Here is a 16,942-nt window from a genome sequence, read left to right on the forward strand (position 1 = left end):
GTCATGACCGACCACGGCGAGCTTCCCCCGGTCGCCGAGCCCGGCGTCACGGCCGCCCTGTCCCCCGACACCGCGACCGAGGCCGCCGAGGCCTTGGCCGACGTCGAGGAGCAGATGATGCAATTGGCGGCCTATGTGCGCGGCGCCCTGCGCGATTCGGCCCTGCGCATCGACCCGGCGCTGCAACCGTTCGGCCTCAAGATCCTGCGCACCCTGCGACGCTGCGGACCCACGCACGCCAGCGCGCTGGCCGAGTTGCTCGAGGTGGACCGCAGTGTGATCAGCCGTCAGGCCCGGCTGCTCGAGGACCTCGGCCTGCTCGAGCTGGCCGCGGACCCGGCCGACGGGCGCGCCAGGTTCCTCGCGGCAACCCCGTTGGCGATGGAGAAGATGGCGGCCGTGCCGGGAGGCGACAAGAGCCTGCTGCACGGCCGGCTGACCTCGTGGCCCGAAGCCGACCTGCAGCAGTTCGCCCTGCTGCTGAAACGGCTGAACTCCCCCGACGGCGCACGGTAGGTCAGGCCAGGGGCAGCGCCACGCGGAAGCTGGTGCGCCCCGGCCGACTGTCCACCGTGACTTCGCCGTCGTGGGCCAGAACCACGGCCTGCACGATGGCCAAGCCGAGACCGGTGCTGCCTCCGGTACCGCGGAACCTGGAGCTGTCGCCGCGGGCGAACCTCTCGAACAGGGTCTCCTGCAGGTTCTCCGGGATGCCGGGACCGTCGTCGGTCACGGTGACCACGGCGTCTGGCCCCTCGACGCCGAGCGCCACCTGCACCCGGGTGCCCGCGTCGGTGTGCACGCGGGCGTTGGCCAGCAGGTTCGCGAAAACCTGGTGCAGGCGCGGACCGTCGCCGGCCGCCAGCACAGGCTCTTCGGGCAGGTCGAGGTCCCAGCTGTGGTCCCGGCCGGCCGCATGGGCGTCGCTGACCACGTCGACGAGCAGCATGGTGAGGTCCACGGGTTCCCGTTCCAGCTCGCGACCCTCGTCCAGGCGGGCGAGCAGCAGCAGGTCTTCGACGAGACCGGTCATCCGCACCGACTCCGACTCGATGCGCCCGAGAGCGTGGATGGCGTCCGGCGGCAGTTCCTGGCCGCTGCGCCGGGTGAGCTCGGAGTAGCCGCGGATCGACGCGAGCGGGGTGCGCAGTTCGTGGCTGGCATCCGCCACGAACTGGCGCACCTTGTTCTCGCTGGCCTGCCGGGTTTCCAGGGCGATGTCGACGTGGTCGAGCATCCGGTTGAGCGCTGAGCCCACCCGGCCGACCTCGGTGCGGGGGTCGGTGTCCGCGGCCGGAACCCTGTCGACGAGCAGCACCTCGCCGCGGTCCAGTGGCAGTTCGGAGACCCGGGTGGCCGTGGCCGTCACCCGCTGCAGCGGACGCAGGGCCAGACGCACTATCGCGGTGGCGAGGAACGCCGCCAGCACGAGGCCGGCCAGCGACACGACGGCGATGATGAGCGCCAATTGGGTGGCGGTGCCGGTCACCGAGGACACGGGCAGACCGACAAGGTAGAGGGCGCCGGTGCGCGCGGCCTGCGCGAGGACCCGGTACTCGCCCACGTCGCCGCCGAGATCTACACTGAACGGGACCGACGTGCGCCCCTCCTGCACCGCGGCGTCGAGTTCGGTGAGCAATTGGGTGATCTGGTCGTTGCTCAGAGCCACGACGGCGCCGGTGTCGTCGGTGTAGCCCGCCGTGACGGCACTGCCGTCGTAGACCAGGGCGAGGGTGCTCGGCGGTTGAGAGGGCCCGTTGAGGACCTCGCTGGCCGTGGGCGTGCCGGCGTTGAAGTCGGTGCCGGTCGGCCGTCCGCCGCCGACGACCACGCTGGAGCGTTCGGCCACACTCTCCACCTGCTGGTCGAGGCCGTCCATCAGGTTGGCGCTGAGGATGGCCACGCTCACCACCCCGATGACCAGGCTGACAAGGGCAAGCAGGCCCACCACGGCCACAACCAGTCGGCGGCGCAGGGTCCAGGGGGCCCGGCCGCTGCGGGTCGGGATGATGGGGGTGTCGCCGACGGGTGCTCCGGGTTTCATCAGGCGATCTTCAGCATGTAACCGGCGCCGCGCACGGTATGGATCATCGGCTCGCGACCGGCGTCCACCTTCTTGCGCAAATAGGAAATGTAGATCTCCACCACCGACGACTTGCCGCCGAAGTCGTAACTCCAGACCCTGTCGAGGATCTGGGCCTTGCTGAGCACCCGGCGCGGGTTGCGCATCAGGAAACGCAGCAGTTCGAACTCGGTCGCGGTCAGCTCGATCTGTTCGCCCGCGCGGAACACCTCGTAGCTGTCCTCGTCGAGGGTGAGGTCGCCCACCGTGATGCGGGGGTCGCTGGAGTCGGAGACGGCCATCGTGGAGCGCCGGATGAGGCCGCGGAGCCTGGCGACGACCTCTTCCAGGCTGAACGGCTTGGTGACGTAGTCGTCGCCGCCGGCGGTGAGACCGGCGATGCGGTCGTCGAGCGAGTCCTTGGCGGTGAGAAAGAGCACCGGCGTTTGGTAGCCATCCGCCCGCAGCCGCTGGAGCACCTGCAGACCATCGATGTCGGGCAGCATGATGTCGAGCACGATGGCGTCCGGCCGGAACTCCCGCGCCAGGGTGAGCGCGGCCCGGCCCTCCCCGGCCGTGCGCACCTCCCAGCCCTCGTAGCGGAGGGCCATCGAGAGCAGGTCGGTGAGGGTGGGTTCGTCGTCGACGACGAGCACCCGGATCGGGGAGCCGTCGGCCTTGCGAAGGCGTGGTCCGTGGGTCGGCTGCTCGTTGGTTCGGGTGCTCATGCTCCGAAGTATCCCCGCCTTTCCTATGAACCGGCTATGCGCCGCCCACGACGATCCTGAGAGAGCGGGACCCTGCGGCCTTCTGGGCGTATTCATAGGCAGGCCATAGTGCAGCCATAACCGGGCTCCTTAGCTTCGAAGGCAACGGCGGGAACCTCCCTGCCGCCGGACTGGAGAATCGATGTTTGTCACGTATCTGCGACGAGAGCTGGCGGGTCGCCGCAAGCAGACCGCCATCGTCGCCATCGGCATGGCCCTCGCCATCGCCCTGGTCATTATCGTCAACGCAGTGTCGAGCGGAGTACAGCTGGCACAGTCCACCGTGCTGGCCTCGGTCTACGGCGTCGGCACCGACATCACCGTCAGCCAGACCCCGGCCGCGCCCACCGAGGGCGAAGCAGGCGCCGGCGGGCCGGCGAACTTCGACTTCGGCGCGGATGCCGGCGCCACCGCCGACGGGACCACCACCGTCAGCCAGTCCAGGCTCTCCGTCGACCGGGGCACCACCGCGTTCGACGCCACGGCGCTGGACACCGTCGGCGGCATCGACAACGTCTCCGCCGCCGCCGCGACCCTGTCGCTGAGCAACACCACCTTCGACGGCGCCCTGCCCGATTTCTCCGCCGGGACACCGCAGACCGGGGACGACGCGGCCGGCGGAACCCCGCCCAGCGGTGGACCCGACGGTGCCGGCGGCAGCTCCTTCAGCGTCGATTCCTTCACAGTGCTGGGCCTGGACCCGGCCGCTGAGGCCGTCGGGCCCCTCTCGGCCGTGAGCCTCACGGATGGACGCAGCCTGGAGACCACTGACGCCGGCACCAATGTCGCCGTCCTCGACGCCGACTACGCCACCACCGCCGAACTCGTCGTGGGCGACACCGTCGCCATCGCGGACACCGACTTCACCGTGGTCGGCCTGGTCACGGCCTCCTCGGCGGATGCCGCCACGGCCTCCAACGTCTACATCCCGCTCGACGTCGCCCAGACCCTGTCCGGCCTGACCGATCAGGTCACCGACATCTACGTGCAGGCCGCGTCCTCCACCGACATCGAGCAGATCCAGGCCGACGTCGAGACCGCCCTGCCGGAGGCCACGGTGCAGACCCAGTCCGACCTCGCCTCGAGCGTGTCAGGGTCGCTCTCCAGCGCCGCCGACCTGGTGAAGAACCTCGGCCTTTGGCTGTCGCTCATCGTGCTCGCGGCGGCGTTCCTGATCGCCATCCTGTTCACGATCTCCGGCGTCACCCGGCGCACCCGGGAGTTCGGCACCCTCAAGGCGATCGGCTGGTCGAACGGCCGGATCGTGCGCCAGGTGGCCGGTGAATCCCTGGTTCAGGGCCTGATCGGCGGCGTCGTCGGCATCGCGGTCGGCCTGGCCGGAATCCTGGTGATCAACCTCGCGGCCCCCACGCTCACCGCGGGCGCGGCCACTGCCGACCCGGCATCCGCCATGGGCGGCCCCGGCGGCAGTGCCGGCGGATTCGGTCAGGCCATGGTGGAAGCCACCACCTCTGACATCGTTCTGCAGGTGCCGGTGACCCTGTCGGTCATCCTCATCGCCGTCGGTCTCGCCGTGCTCGGCGGTCTGCTCGCCGGCGCGATCGGCGGCTGGCGCGCCTCGCGCCTGAGCCCCTCCGAGGCACTGCGCAGCATCGCGTGACCCCCTCCGTCGAATTCATCACCAGAAGTGAGCTCCCATGTATGAACTGACCAATGTCACCAAGAAATACGACCAGGGCAAGCGCTCGGTCACGGCCCTGAACAAGGTCACCCTGTCCATTCCGGATGGACAGATGGTCGCCATCCAAGGGCCGACCGGCGGCGGAAAGTCCACGCTGCTGCAAATGCTGGGCGCCCTCGACCGGCCCACCGAGGGCACCATCGAGTTGGGCAGTGCGGATCTGTCCAAGCTCGGCCAGGGGCCGTTGGGGGAAATCCGGGCGCGCGAGATCGGCTTCGTGTTCCAGGGTTTCAACCTGATCCCCACCCTGACCGCGCAGGAGAACGTGGAGACCGCGCTCGCGCCGCTCGGGGTTCCCACGGCGGAGCGCATCTCGCGGGCCGCGGCGGCGCTCGACTCCGTCGGGCTCGGCGAGCGCGGCAGCCACCTGCCCGCGGAGCTCTCCGGTGGCCAGCAGCAGCGCGTCGCGATCGCCCGCGCCCTGGTCAAGGAGCCCACGGTGCTGCTGGCCGATGAGCCCACCGGGAACCTCGACGAGCAGACCCGTGACGAGATCATGGACTTGCTCGAGGGCCTGTGGCGGGCGAAGGGGCTGACCCTGATCGTGGTCACCCACGATTCGGCTGTCGCCAAGCGTGCGCAGAGGCGCCTCTTGATCAAGCAGGGTGTGGTCAAGGACCTCGGCTGAGGTCCGTGCCGAGCGATCGCGCTGAGTCGGCGGATGCCATCTGGAATCCGCCGGCTCGGCGTCAGGCCGGTGGGACCACCGTCGGGCGCCCGTCGACCCAGTCAAGCTGCAGAACGCTCATCCCCCGGTAGACGTAGGCCGGATCCCAGGAGTGCAACACGATCTGGTCACCACCGGGCTGGTCCGGGCCCGGGGAGACCACGTCCTGACCGCCAGGGCCGAGATAGCGGTCGCCGGAACTCTCCGTACTGAAGAGCGGTTCGGCACCGTTCGTGTAGGGCCCCTGGAGTGTCGGCGCCGTGGCGAAACCCATGGCGTAACTGTCATCGGCGTAACTGTTCGCCGAGTAGAAGAGCACGTACTCGTCGTCATGACGGATCAGGATCGGCGCCTCCACCACGGTGCCGTGCCACTCCTCCGACTGCTTGATGAGCCTGGTCGGTTCGCCGGTCAGTGTGCGGCCGTCGGGCGAGAGCGGTGACAGCTGCAGCCAGGTATCCAGGGAGCAACAGTTGCCGTCGTTCTTCCAGAGCAGCCATCTACTCCCGTCCGCATCGACGAATGCGCCGGCGTCAATCGCGCCTCCCTCGCCGGTCGGGCAGATCAACGGCACCGTCGATGTTGCCACGAACGGGCCGGTGGCCGATGCGGCGCTGGCGACGCCGATGCACTGCAGGCCTGAGGCCCTGTCGGCGGCGGTGAAGTAGAGCAGGAAGGTGCCATCCGGACCAGAGGTCACCTCTGGCGCCCAGGTCCTCCCGGTGTCGGCCCAGTCCGGGAGGTCAGGGAAAACGTCGCCGTCCTGCACCTCCCACGACTGGAGATCGGTGGAGGTGGCGAATTGGACATTTGCGGTGAGCGAATTGGTGGCGTACGCGTAGTAGCTGTCACCGACCAGCAGCACATCCGGGTCGGGAAAATCCTGGTCTATCGCGAAGGCTGCCGGCACGTCGGTTGCGGCGGCATCCAGAGACCCGGCCGGCCCACAACCGCCGAGGAACGCCACCGCCGCACACGCGAGGACAGAGGCGCCGGCCCGCCGCAGACTCACCCCTTCACGCCCGAGCTGGCGACACTTTCAACGATTTGCTTCTGGGCCAGCGAGAACAGCACGAGCACCGGGACCGAAGCGATGACCGCGCCGGCCATGACGATACTGAAGTGGGTGGAATAGGCGCCCTGCAATTGGGACAGGCCGGGCTGCAGAGTGAGGTTCTCCGGGCTCAGCAGAACGTAGATGGGCCACAGGAAGTCATTCCAGTTGCCGAGAAAGGTCAGAATTGCCAGCGTCGACAGCGCGGGCTTGGCCAGCGGCAGCACGATCTGGAGGAAGATCCTGATATCCCCGGCCCCGTCGATACGCGCGGCTTCCTCGATCTCGGTCGGCAGCCCGACGAAGAACTGGCGCAGGAAGAAGATGCCGAAGGCACCGGCCGCGCCGGGGACGGAGACCGCCCACAGGGTGTCGAGCCAACCGAGGTTCTGCACGATCAGGTAATTGGGAATGAGGAAGATCACCGGCGGCACCAGGAGGGTGCCGATGATGAGCCCGAAGATGAACTTCTTTCCCTTGAATTCCAGCCGCGCGAGCGCATAGGCGCCCATCGAGGCGGTCACCAGCACGATCACGGTCTGCAGCGTGGCCGCGACGAGGCTATTGAGCAGCCAGCGGAAGATCGGCTGTTGGCCGCTGGCCAGAGTCCCGTACGCGTCGACTGAAAACGGGTTCGGAAGGATTGAATACGGATTCGAGATGACATCGGTGTCGGTCTTGAATGAGGTGATCACGATCCAGACGAGGGGCAGGATGATCGTGAGGGCGACGACGATCAGCGCGGCGTAGAGGGCACCACGCCGAAGGCGTGCGGGTCCCGCCACCCGTCGCGGAGTGAGAGTAGTCATCGATGATCCTTAGGGTTTGTCCCGCTGAAGGCGGAAGTTGATCACGCTGATGATCGCCAGGAAGGCGAAGAGCACGTAGCTCATGGCCGCCGCTGCCGCCATGTTGTTCTGCGAGAGCCCCTGGTCGGAGATGTACATGATCGCCGTGCGGGTCTGGTTGGCCGGCCCGCCCTTGGTGAGCAGGTAGGACTGCCCGAACATGTTCGCGGACGCCAGGATCGTGGTGGTGCTGACGAAGAGCATCACCGGTCGCAGTCCAGGCAGGGTGACGTTCCAGAACTTGCGGATCGCCCCCGCGCCGTCGAGCGCGGCCGCTTCGTAGAGGTCGGTGTTGATGCCCTTGAGACCGGCGAGCAGGATGACGGCGTTGAACCCCAGAGTCCACCAGACGGTCACGCCCACCAGCGAGACCCACGCCCACGGCACGTCGACGGTCCAGGGGATGTCGGAGGGGAGACCGATCAGGCCGAGGAGGTGGTTGATCATGCCCGACTGCGTGTCGAGCATGTACTTCCAGATCACTCCGATCACCGCGACACCCAGAACGAACGGTGCGAAGAAGATCGCCCGGAACACGGTTCCGCCGGCAATTTTCTGGTTGAGCAGCAGCGCCACACCGAGGGGGATCACGAGCAGGAAGGGAACGCTCGCCACCGTGAAGATCCCGGTGGCACCCAGGCTCTGCCAGAAATCGCCGAAGAAGACCGAACCCGGCGTGACGAGATCGATGTAATTCTGCAGCCCGATGAACGACTGCTCGGTCTTATAGGGGCTCCAGTCGGTGACGCTGATCCAGACTCCGAAGACCGCGGGACCGACCACGAAGGTAGCGAAGAGAACGAGGAACGGAGCCAGGAAGGCATAGGCCGTCCAGGTTCGCCTGCGGGTCCCCGACCCCCCGGCGCTCGCGCGCCGAGGGGCAGGGATCGGGGTCGCCACGGCGGTCGGGGGGAGGGGTGCCAGACTAGTCACCGTACTTCGCCTCGTTCTGCTTCAGGATCGCGTCGGCCTGCTTGGCCGCGTCGTCGAGAGCATCCGCGGGTGATTTCTTGCCGGTCAGCGCCTCGTTGAGCGCGGTGGTGATGAGCGCGTTCGCGGCGGTGATGCCCGGCGCGCTGGTCTCGTAGTGCGCGTAGGGAAGCTCATCGATGAAGGTCGCGAGGTTGGGGTACGCCTCGATCAGGGCGGGGTCGTTACGAACGTCATTTGCTGCGGGCAGCTCACCGGTTTCGGCCCAACCGCTGGAGTTCTCGTTCATCCACTTGACGAAGGTCGCTGCTGCGGAGGTCTTGTTGGCGTCCTGGCCCTTGTTGTTCAGGAACATCCAGTGGGTCGAGCTCGACCAAACGGCCTTCTCGGTTCCGATCTGGGGAACCGGTGCCGCTGTCCAGTCCAGCGCGTCGAACGCCTCATTGGTCGTTTGCCAGACGCCATTCCAGTTGTAAGCGGTCTGCCCGGAGAGCAGGCCCTTGATGTTGCCGTCCTGGGCCACATTCGCGGGGCTGTAGCCCTGGTCGATCAGGTCGGTCATGTGAGTGAGGGCCTGCACGCCGGCCTCGGAGTTGAAGGTCGCCTTGGTCACATCGTCGTTGTACAGGTCGCCACCGAACTGCCAGAGCAGGGACTGGAACTCGAAGGTGCCGGTGAAGACGTAGCCGTCGACCCACTCGCCCTGGATGCCTGCTGCCTTGAGTGTCTCGAGTGCGGCCATGTAGCCGTCCTTGTCGGCGGGTACCGTCGCGGGGTCGATTCCGGCGGATTTCAGGACATCGTTGTTGACGTAGAGGCCAAGCGGCGTCACGCTCCAGGGAATCCCGTACTGACTGCCGGAGTATGCGCCGGCGTCCATCAGGCCCTCGGGGAAGTCATCGGCGGAGTAGCCGAGATCGTCGATGATGGCGTCGGCCTCAAGGAGGAGGCCCTGCGCCGCGTAGGTGGCGACATCGTCACCGTGGGCGACGGCCACGTCGGGGCCCTTGCCCGCCTTGATGGCCAGCGGCATCTTCTTCGAGATGTCCCCCCACTCCATGGGAACGTTCTTGACCACGATGTTCGGGTGCTCAGAGTTGAACTCTTCGACGAGTTTCGGTACGAGAACGGGGGCGGCGCCGCCCGTCCACCCATTCCAGAAGCTGATCGTCACGTCGGGACCGGTGTAGTCCGCGCCGGACACGGCTCCACCACCGGCGCTCGTGCCTCCAGTGCTGCAACCGGCGAGGGCAACCCCCATTCCAACCGCCAAGGTTGCGGCAATCGCGCGACGCGCGAATCCTTCCTTCATGGTGCTCTCCTTTGAGTAGTCGCCGACTCGCGGCGATGAATGAGTCGGATCAGGTGCCCGGCCGGTGCCGGACCGGGTGATGTGTTCATTCCGGCACGGCTTCAGAAAGCGGATGATGCGACGGGATAAATTTACAGCGCTAGAAAGTCATCCGTCAAGCTTCCTTCGCATCACGAAGCAGACGGGCACGAAGGCTAGAGTCATGGATGAAACCCTCACGCGCCCCCGCAGCGCCGACTCAAGGAGCAGCAATGGCCGGAGTGCGACTCCAGGACGTCGCCGTTCACGCCGGCGTGTCGATGAAGACAGTGTCGAACGTCGTGCACGACCATCCCCACGTTTCCGCGGCGATGCGGGAGCGGGTTCAACGCGCCATTGATGATCTGGGCTACCGGCCGAACGCCCTCGGCCGACGCCTGGCCACGGGACGCACGGGCCTCATCGCACTCGCGTTCGCCGATGTGCGCCTGGCCTACTTCTCCGAGCTGGCGAGTCTGGTCTCAGCGGCAGCCGCCTCGACGGGCGCCGGCTACCGACTGCTCCTCGAGGAGACATCCGGCACCATCGACGGCGAGCGGGCCGTCCTCTCGTCGAGTGAGGCCGGCCTCGTCGACGGCATGCTCTTCCAACCCTCGATGATGACGTCCACCGAAGTGGCCCAGCGCCGCAGCGACATACCCATGGTGCTGCTGGGCGAGGGCGCGGCGCCGATCGGTGTCGACCACGTGATGATCGACAACGTCGCCGCCGCCAACCGGGCCACGCGCCACCTCAGCGCCCTCGGACGGACCCGAATTGCCTTCGTGGGTCACGAGGAGAGCGGCCAATCCGCCACGTCCACGCAGCGACTCATCGGATACCAGCAGGGGATCGAGGAATCGGGGCTGGTCCTGGATATGTCCCTGCTCATCCCCACCCGGGCCATCGCTCCAGCCGAGGCCGCCCGTGCCGTCGGAGCAGCACTGGATCGCGGTCTGCGATTTGACGGCCTGGTGTGCCGGGACGACCTCGCAGCGATCGGCGCCTTGCGCGCTCTCCAGGAACGCGGCATCCGGATTCCCGACGACGTGGCCGTCGTGGGCTGGGACGACATCTCCTTCGCGGCCGTCACCTTCCCGAGCCTCACCACGATCGCCCCGGACATGCCCGCGCTGGCCCGCGTCGCCCTCGAAATGCTGGAAGAGCGCATCATGGGCTACACCGGCCTGGGGCGCCATCGCCTGGTGGATTTCGACCTCGTCATTCGGGAAAGCGCGCCAGCAGTACCCCACGGTTGAACCGACCGGCCCGGCTGCGACGGCATCAATTCAATTTGCGGATTTACAGCGCTGCAAATTCAGTGCATGATGGAGGACATGAGTAGCACCGTCGATCTCGCGCCCGCCGTCTTTCGCGCCAGCCAGCAGGACGGGCGCTATCCGCGCCCCCAGCTCGTCCGCCCCGCTTGGACCGAACTGTCCGGGGACTGGGGCTTCGCCTTCGACGACGCCGACATCGGTTTGGCAGCCCGTTGGTTCGCCGACGCGCGATTCGATCGAACCATTCAGGTTCCGTTCCCCTTCGAGTCCGCCGCCTCGGGCATTCACGACACCGGGTTCCACCCGGTGGCCTGGTATTCGCGGTCCTTCGACGACAACGACCTGGCGCGGGCCGGCTTCTTCACGGGCCAGCGTCTGCGCGCGCACTTCGGCGCGGTCGACTATCGCGCCAGCGTTTGGGTTGACGGAACGTTTCTCGGTCAGCACGAGGGTGGGCACACCCCCTTCTCCTTCGACATCACCGACGCGGTCGCGGCCGGTGTGGCCGAACACTCCATAGTGGTCAGGGCTGAGGATGATCCCCTCGACGTGACTCAGCCGCGCGGCAAACAGGATTGGCGCGTCGAACCGCACTCAATCTGGTATCACCGCACCAGCGGCATCTGGCAGCCGGTCTGGCTCGAGTCCACGAACCCCCTGGCCGTCACTCTCGTGCACTGGATACCGGACCTGCCGAATGCGACGGTTCGTGTTCGGATCGATGTCAGTCGACGACCCACGGCCGGCACGACGGTGTGCCTCAGCCTGAGTGTCGACGGTGATCCCCTGACCCAGGCGACGGTAGCCGTCACCGCGACGACCCAGGTCTTCACCATCGCGCTCCCGGCTCAGGTGAACGGTCAAGCCTACGAAGAGCTGCTGTGGACCCCAGAGTCGCCACGGCTGATTGATGCCACTTTGACGGTACGCACCGGTTCTTCAACGGACACGCAGGGGACGGCTGTGGATGTCGTACATTCCTATTTCGGCCTTCGCTCGGCGGCGATCGCTCGCGGCCGGTTCCTTCTGAACGACCGGCCCTACTATGTGAGGTCTGTTCTGCAACAGGGATACTGGCCCCAGTCGCATCTCGCCAGCCCCTCGCCGGAGGCCCTGCGCCGGGACGTCGAGCTCATCAAGGAACTCGGTTTCAACGCGACTCGTGTGCACCAGAAGATCGAGGACCCCCGTTTCCTCTATTGGACGGACCGGCTCGGCCTCCTCGTCTGGGGCGAGACCCCCGGCGCCTTCGAATTCGGCGCCACGGCCGTGCGGCGGATGATGGCGGAGTGGACCGAAGTCGTGGAACGGGACCTCTCGCATCCCTCTCTCGTGACGTGGGTGCCGCTGAACGAGAGCTGGGGCGTGCAGCACATCGCCCATGACCCCGCGCAGCAGAATTACGCGCGGGCACTCGTCGCGCTCACCCGCACGCTGGATCCGTCCCGCCCGGTGATCTCCAACGACGGATGGGAGCACATCGACTCCGACATCCTCTCGGTGCACGACTATGAATCGATCGGCGACACCCTCCGCGAGCGTTACAGCGACGACGACGCAAAACGCCGGCTTCTCAGCGACCTCGGGCCCGCGGGGCGCCGTCTCCTTCTCGCCGGCCAGGAGATCGGTGAGCGGCCCGTCATGCTCACCGAATTCGGCGGCATCTCGTTCGCCACCCACTATGCGGACAGTGACGCCTGGGGCTACTCGAGCGCCCAGACCGCGGACGATTTCCTCGAGCGTCTGGACGCCGTCGTGGCGGCAATCCACTCCAGTTCGTTCCTGGCCGGGTTCTGTTATACCCAACTGACCGACACCCTCCAGGAAACCAACGGACTGCTCGATGACAACCGCAGGCCCAAGGTGCCCATGCACCTGCTTCGCGCCATCATCACGCAGACCGCACCCGACGGGCCCCCGCTCGGTTAGCGGGCCGCCTGGCCGCAGGTGCTCGCGAGTACGACAGAACGCCCCGGACGATTCCTCGTCCGGGGCGTTCTTGGGGATTATGCCGGGTTATGCGCGGCGGAACCGGCGGGCCAGCAGCAGGCCGGCGCCAAGGAGCATCGCGAGGACGCTCGCCGCAATGGCCGGAACGCTCCAGGTCGAGACGCCGGTTTCGGCAAGCTCACGCGTTGACGCCGCGGGGGTGGGCGCCGGCGCCGTTACGGCTGCCGGCGTGACGGCAGTCGCCGTCGGGGTGGGCGTGGCGTTCGCCGGCGGCACGATCGGTGCGGGCGTCTCGCTCACCGACGGCACGATCGGCGTGGGCGTCGACGTCACCGGCGGCACAGAAGGCGTGGGCGTCGACGTCACCGGCGGCACAGAAGGCGTGGGCGTGGGCGTCGACGTCACCGGGGGCACTGAAGGCGTGGGCGTCGGCGTCGACGTCACCGGCGGCACTGAAGGCGTCGGGGTCGGGCAGGCGACAGTTTTGTCGGCGAAGGTGCGGTCATACCCGTCGTGCGTGCCGAGAACCACCGAATAGGTGTGCGGCCTCTGGCCGTCCAGTGCGATCGTCGAGGAATAGGTCTTGCCGAACTTCACCGGTGCCGAGGCGACGCCGTCGATGGTGACGGTGACCGTATTCGGCGTGGCGTCGGCCGCAACGGCCGGTTTGCCGCCACTGGCCGGCTTCGCGGCGATCACGTTGTAACTCTCGAATTTCATCGACAGCGACGTGCAGTCAGCGCTCACGGCCGGAGTGTGGGCGAACGCCGGCACGGCAGCGCCTCCGACGGCGAGGCCGCCGACGAGAAGAACGGAACCGAAGATTGTCGCGGCTTTGGTAGGGATCGTGGTCATTTTTCTTTACCTCATGGGTCAGTCGAAATGTGTATGCGCGCACACTCGGGTGAAGGCGCGGCAGTACTACGAATTGCGCGCGCCGAATCGCTCGGCGGGGCGCGCTGAAGGAGGCCCGGGACGATGCCCCGGGTGATATGGACGCGAGTGGGCGTGGGTGGGCGTGGGTGGGCGCCTCGATGACATCGTGGTGCACTACGACCGCCTGCTATCGGCCACCTGTCCACGGTTGCGTGGCTGGTGTAAAGGCCGATCGGGCCTACTCGCTCTCGGCCTTTTGGATTGGCGGCCGGTCCCCCTTTATGAGGACAAGCCTAGGGAAGGCGGCCCGCATTCCCTAGGAAGTACGCACCCCCAGTCCGAGTCAGCTTGGGATTTCCAACCCATCATCCGTTCCCTCGGGCATCGGCCCGGCCGCACAAATCCGGCCTCTGCGTGCGGCAGAATGGGCAGGTGCCCCATGACTTGCTCGCCCTGTTCGACCTGGGCGAGGAGACCGGCGACATGCTCGCACCGCCCGTCCGGGCCGCGCCCGCCGCACTGCCCGTGAGCGCCCACTTGCTGCGCATCGTCGCCGACTCCACCGACAGGGTCGCCTGGCTGCGCGCTCGCAGCCAGGGCATCACCGCCACGGATGTCGCCAAGCTCGCCACCGAGAAATCCGTGCACAACGCGGCGAGGGAGAAGATCAACGGCAGCGGTTTCGGCGGCAACCCGTACACCGACCACGGTCGGGCCCGGGAACCCGAGATCGCGGCCTGGGTGCTGGCGAACTACGGCATCGAACCGAGCACCAACCTGTTCCATGCCGCGGGTCAACCCCGCCACTTGGCCACTCCCGACGGCCTGGGCCTGGCGGGCAACGGGGTCTTCGAACTCGCCGAGATCAAGACCACCAGCAAGCCCTGGCGCAGCATCCCCCGCTCCTACCTGCGGCAGATCTGGTGGCAGCAGTACGTGCTCGGCGCCGACCGCACCCTGCTGGTGTGGGAGGAGCACGACAACTTCGTGCCGCGCAACGCTGTGCCGGAGTGCCGCTGGATCGACCGGGACGACGACCAGATCAGGATCCTGGTGGGATTCGCCGACCAGCTGATCGATTTGCTCAACCACCAACGCGAGCGCGAGCGTGCCGCCGCCCCGCCACCCTACGACTACGGCCGCTGAGCCGGCCGCCCGATGATTCGATTCTGTTCGACAGAAATAAGTCGACCGATGTGATTTGATTGTCCAATGATCGACATAAGTCGTGGAGATGCGCTCGGCTCCACCGGCACGAGTGATCTGTTTCAGATCCTTCGCGACGGCCGTTCCCGCACACGCACCGAACTGGCTGCTCTCACCGGGCTCGCTCGTTCGACCATAGCCCTGCGCATCGATTCCCTCGTCAAGCTCGGCCTCGTCGGCCCCAGCACGGACGCACCGTCCACCGGTGGCCGGCCGTCCTCGCAGGTGGCGCTGGCCACCGGCACAAAAATCGTGCTCGGCGTGGATATCGGCGCCTCGCACATACGGATCGCGGTCAGCGACCTGACCGGGCGCCCGCTGCACGAGACCAGCGCCGCCATCGCCGTCGCCGACGGGCCCGTCTCGGTGCTCGACTGGGTCATCGAGGCCGGTGACAGCCTCTTGCGCGCGTCCGGCCGGCCCGCGGATGACCTGCTCGCCATCGGGGTGGGCCTTCCCGGACCGGTCGAATACAGCAGCGGCCGCCCGATCAACCCGCCGATCATGCCCGGTTGGGACCGGTTCGACGTGCGCGGCACCCTACAAGCGCATTTCCACGTTCCGGTACTGGTCGACAACGACGTGAACATCATGGCGCTCGGGGAACGCGAGACCGCCTGGCCGGATGTGGACCATCTCATCTTCGTCAAGGTGGCCACCGGCATCGGCTCCGGCGTGATCTCCGGCGGCATCCTGCAGCGCGGCGCCCAGGGCATCGCGGGCGACATCGGCCACGTGCAGGTACAGCGTGGGGCCGAGGTTCCCTGCCACTGCGGCAACCGCGGCTGCCTTGAGGCGTTGGCGTCCGGTCCCGCCCTCGCCGCGCAGCTTCGCGGCCAGGGCCTGCCGGTCGACTCCAACCAGGATGTGGTCGACCTGGTCAAGCGCGGCAACCTCGAGGCCATCCAAGCCGTGCGACAGGCCGGCCGGGACCTCGGTGAGGTGCTCACAGCCTGCGTCAGCCTGGTCAACCCGTCCGTCATCGTGATCGGCGGCTCCATGGCGCAGGCCGGCGAACACCTGATCGCCGGCGTGCGGGAGGTCGTGTACACGAGGTCGATGCCCCTGGCGACCCAGCATCTGCAGATCACCCAGTCCGGCGCGGGTCCGGACGCCGCCGTGATCGGCGCCAGCATGCTGGCCATCCATCACGCCCTCTCGCCCGCCCGGGTGGACGCCATGGTGCTGGAACTGATGGAAACCGCCGCGCTGGCGAAATAGGACCGTCAGCGACTGCTGAATGCCGCGTCGAACGAGGCCGTCGGCGCTTCGAACGCCAACCTCCGCACGAACTCCAACGCCTCAGGGGCGCCGACGAGGCGGTCCATACCTGCGTCCTCCCATTCCACCGAGATCGGCCCGTCGTAGCCGATGGTGTTGAGCATCCGGAAGCTGTCCTCCCAGGGCACATCACCGTGGCCCGTGGAGATGAAGTCCCAGCCCCGGCGCGGGTCCGCCCAGGCCAGGTGGGAGCCCAGCCGCCCGTTGCGCCCGTTCACCATGCGCTTCTTGGTGTCCTTGCAGTCCACGTGGTAAATCCGGTCCCTGAAGTCCCAGAGGAATCCGACGGGGTCCAGGTCCTGCCAGACGAAGTGACTCGGATCCCAGTTCAGCCCGAACGCCTCCCGGTGGCCGATCGCCTCCATGGTGCGCACCGTGGTCCAGTAGTCGTAGGCGATCTCACTGGGGTGCACCTCGTGCGCGAACCGCACGCCCACCTCATCGAAGACGTCCAGGATCGGATTCCACCGGTCGGCGAAGTCCTGGTAGCCCGCGTCGACGGCCTCCTGCGACACCGGGGGGAACATGGCGATGTACTTCCAGATCGATGAACCCGTGAAGCCGATCACAGTCTTCACGCCCAGCTTCGCGGCGAGCCTGGCGGTGTGTTTCATCTCCTCGGCCGCACGTCGTCGCACCCCCTCAGGGTCGCCGTCTCCCCACACCACGTCGGGCAGGATGTCCCGGTGCCGCTGGTCGATCGGGTCGTCACACACGGCCTGGCCCTTGAGGTGGTTCGAGATCGCGTAGACCTTGAGGTTGTACCGGGCCAATATCGCCAGCCGATCCGCCACGTAGGCGTCGTCATCCCAGCGCCAGGGATCCAGGTGGTCGCCCCAGCAGGCGATCTCCAGCCCGTCGTAGCCCCAGCCGGACGCAAGCCTGGCTACGTCTTCGAAGGGCAGATCGGCCCACTGGCCGGTGAACAGGGTGACGGGACGGGGCATCGTATTCTCCTGGGTTGAGGTGGAACCGTGCTGGGTAGAGGG

15 protein-coding genes are annotated in these 16,942 nt (G+C 67.3%); 7 read left to right on the plus strand and 8 right to left on the minus strand.

Annotated features, from left to right (window positions below; all coding sequences use genetic code 11):
• Nucleotides 1-3 precede the first annotated feature (3 nt).
• Complete coding sequence (locus tag E3O57_RS16570; RefSeq protein ID WP_103460571.1) at nucleotides 4-516, plus strand: MarR family winged helix-turn-helix transcriptional regulator; 513 nt, start codon at nucleotides 4-6, stop codon at nucleotides 514-516.
• 1 nt (nucleotide 517) lies between these two features.
• Here the strand turns inward: E3O57_RS16570 and E3O57_RS16575 are convergent, their stop codons facing one another.
• A complete protein-coding gene (locus E3O57_RS16575) occupies nucleotides 518-2,044 on the minus strand; it encodes a cell wall metabolism sensor histidine kinase WalK (RefSeq protein WP_103460517.1) in 1,527 nt (508 codons plus the stop codon).
• Nucleotides 2,044-2,790 carry a response regulator transcription factor gene (locus tag E3O57_RS16580; protein WP_103460518.1) on the minus strand — a complete coding sequence of 249 codons (747 nt, stop codon included), beginning with the start codon at nucleotides 2,788-2,790 and terminating at the stop codon, nucleotides 2,044-2,046. Before E3O57_RS16580 ends, E3O57_RS16575 begins: the two co-directional genes overlap by 1 nt.
• Nucleotides 2,791-2,971: 181 nt before the next feature.
• On the opposite strand from E3O57_RS16580, the gene E3O57_RS16585 reads away from it, so the two are divergent.
• Together E3O57_RS16585 and E3O57_RS16590 are read left to right on the plus strand one after the other, a co-directional pair.
• Nucleotides 2,972-4,450: an ABC transporter permease gene (locus tag E3O57_RS16585; protein WP_088455037.1), complete on the plus strand. Its 1,479-nt coding sequence runs from the start codon at nucleotides 2,972-2,974 to the stop codon at nucleotides 4,448-4,450.
• Between the two features lie 37 nt (nucleotides 4,451-4,487).
• Nucleotides 4,488-5,159 carry an ABC transporter ATP-binding protein gene (locus tag E3O57_RS16590; RefSeq protein ID WP_103460520.1) on the plus strand — a complete coding sequence of 224 codons (672 nt, stop codon included), beginning with the start codon at nucleotides 4,488-4,490 and terminating at the stop codon, nucleotides 5,157-5,159.
• A 61-nt stretch (nucleotides 5,160-5,220) separates the two neighbouring features.
• Here the strand turns inward: E3O57_RS16590 and E3O57_RS16595 are convergent, their stop codons facing one another.
• From E3O57_RS16595 to E3O57_RS16610, 4 genes are all read right to left on the minus strand, one after another.
• Complete coding sequence (locus E3O57_RS16595; RefSeq protein ID WP_165787842.1) at nucleotides 5,221-6,165, minus strand: glycoside hydrolase family 43 protein; 945 nt, start codon at nucleotides 6,163-6,165, stop codon at nucleotides 5,221-5,223.
• A gap of 41 nt (nucleotides 6,166-6,206) precedes the next feature.
• Entirely contained in the window at nucleotides 6,207-7,061 is an 855-nt protein-coding gene (locus E3O57_RS16600; protein ID WP_103478465.1) for a carbohydrate ABC transporter permease, read from the minus strand.
• Between the two features lie 9 nt (nucleotides 7,062-7,070).
• The gene (locus E3O57_RS16605; protein ID WP_240632341.1) at nucleotides 7,071-7,883 is read right to left on the minus strand and encodes a carbohydrate ABC transporter permease; all 813 of its coding nucleotides are present in this window, start codon (nucleotides 7,881-7,883) and stop codon (nucleotides 7,071-7,073) included.
• Between the two features lie 142 nt (nucleotides 7,884-8,025).
• Nucleotides 8,026-9,342 (minus strand): ABC transporter substrate-binding protein, encoded by a 1,317-nt coding sequence (locus E3O57_RS16610; RefSeq protein WP_088455032.1) that lies wholly within the window; start codon nucleotides 9,340-9,342, stop codon nucleotides 8,026-8,028.
• Between the two features lie 251 nt (nucleotides 9,343-9,593).
• Between E3O57_RS16610 and E3O57_RS16615 the strand changes: the two genes are divergently transcribed.
• The gene (locus E3O57_RS16615) at nucleotides 9,594-10,619 is read left to right on the plus strand and encodes a LacI family DNA-binding transcriptional regulator (RefSeq protein WP_103478466.1); all 1,026 of its coding nucleotides are present in this window, start codon (nucleotides 9,594-9,596) and stop codon (nucleotides 10,617-10,619) included.
• Between the two features lie 78 nt (nucleotides 10,620-10,697).
• Nucleotides 10,698-12,569, plus strand: a complete 1,872-nt coding sequence (locus tag E3O57_RS16620; protein WP_103478489.1) for a glycoside hydrolase family 2 protein — start codon at nucleotides 10,698-10,700, stop codon at nucleotides 12,567-12,569.
• Between the two features lie 87 nt (nucleotides 12,570-12,656).
• Here E3O57_RS16620 and E3O57_RS16625 read toward each other — a convergent pair whose 3' ends face one another.
• Nucleotides 12,657-13,445, minus strand: coding sequence for an LPXTG cell wall anchor domain-containing protein (locus E3O57_RS16625; protein WP_133159692.1), 789 nt, complete (start codon nucleotides 13,443-13,445; stop codon nucleotides 12,657-12,659).
• Nucleotides 13,446-13,949: 504 nt separating this feature from the next.
• Between E3O57_RS16625 and E3O57_RS16630 the strand changes: the two genes are divergently transcribed.
• Both E3O57_RS16630 and E3O57_RS16635 read left to right on the plus strand, forming a co-directional pair.
• The gene (locus E3O57_RS16630; RefSeq protein ID WP_103460573.1) at nucleotides 13,950-14,612 is read left to right on the plus strand and encodes a YqaJ viral recombinase family protein; all 663 of its coding nucleotides are present in this window, start codon (nucleotides 13,950-13,952) and stop codon (nucleotides 14,610-14,612) included.
• A 66-nt stretch (nucleotides 14,613-14,678) separates the two neighbouring features.
• A complete protein-coding gene (locus E3O57_RS16635) occupies nucleotides 14,679-15,893 on the plus strand; it encodes an ROK family transcriptional regulator (RefSeq protein ID WP_174776354.1) in 1,215 nt (404 codons plus the stop codon).
• A 5-nt stretch (nucleotides 15,894-15,898) separates the two neighbouring features.
• Here E3O57_RS16635 and E3O57_RS16640 read toward each other — a convergent pair whose 3' ends face one another.
• Nucleotides 15,899-16,900 (minus strand): sugar phosphate isomerase/epimerase, encoded by a 1,002-nt coding sequence (locus E3O57_RS16640; protein WP_103460525.1) that lies wholly within the window; start codon nucleotides 16,898-16,900, stop codon nucleotides 15,899-15,901.
• Between the last annotated feature and the right edge of the window lie 42 nt (nucleotides 16,901-16,942).

The sequence above is a fragment of the Cryobacterium sp. TMN-39-2 genome (genome assembly GCF_004402745.1).
Taxonomy (GTDB): Bacteria; Actinomycetota; Actinomycetes; order Actinomycetales; family Microbacteriaceae; genus Cryobacterium; species Cryobacterium zongtaii.

Bases quoted from the DNA above. Each gene is read 5' to 3' on its own strand.
- E3O57_RS16640 (WP_103460525.1), bottom strand. From the start codon at position 16,900: ATGCCCCGTCCCGTCACCCTGTTCACCGGCCAGTGGGCCGATCTGCCC.
- E3O57_RS16600 (WP_103478465.1), bottom strand. From the start codon at position 7,061: ATGACTACTCTCACTCCGCGACGGGTGGCGGGACCCGCACGCCTTCGG.
- E3O57_RS16635 (WP_174776354.1), top strand. From the start codon at position 14,679: ATGATCGACATAAGTCGTGGAGATGCGCTCGGCTCCACCGGCACGAGT.
- E3O57_RS16580 (WP_103460518.1), bottom strand. From the start codon at position 2,790: ATGAGCACCCGAACCAACGAGCAGCCGACCCACGGACCACGCCTTCGC.
- E3O57_RS16570 (WP_103460571.1), top strand. From the start codon at position 4: ATGACCGACCACGGCGAGCTTCCCCCGGTCGCCGAGCCCGGCGTCACG.
- E3O57_RS16620 (WP_103478489.1), top strand. From the start codon at position 10,698: ATGAGTAGCACCGTCGATCTCGCGCCCGCCGTCTTTCGCGCCAGCCAG.
- E3O57_RS16585 (WP_088455037.1), top strand. From the start codon at position 2,972: ATGTTTGTCACGTATCTGCGACGAGAGCTGGCGGGTCGCCGCAAGCAG.
- E3O57_RS16610 (WP_088455032.1), bottom strand. From the start codon at position 9,342: ATGAAGGAAGGATTCGCGCGTCGCGCGATTGCCGCAACCTTGGCGGTT.
- E3O57_RS16615 (WP_103478466.1), top strand. From the start codon at position 9,594: ATGGCCGGAGTGCGACTCCAGGACGTCGCCGTTCACGCCGGCGTGTCG.
- E3O57_RS16625 (WP_133159692.1), bottom strand. From the start codon at position 13,445: ATGACCACGATCCCTACCAAAGCCGCGACAATCTTCGGTTCCGTTCTT.
- E3O57_RS16575 (WP_103460517.1), bottom strand. From the start codon at position 2,044: ATGAAACCCGGAGCACCCGTCGGCGACACCCCCATCATCCCGACCCGC.
- E3O57_RS16590 (WP_103460520.1), top strand. From the start codon at position 4,488: ATGTATGAACTGACCAATGTCACCAAGAAATACGACCAGGGCAAGCGC.
- E3O57_RS16630 (WP_103460573.1), top strand. From the start codon at position 13,950: ATGCTCGCACCGCCCGTCCGGGCCGCGCCCGCCGCACTGCCCGTGAGC.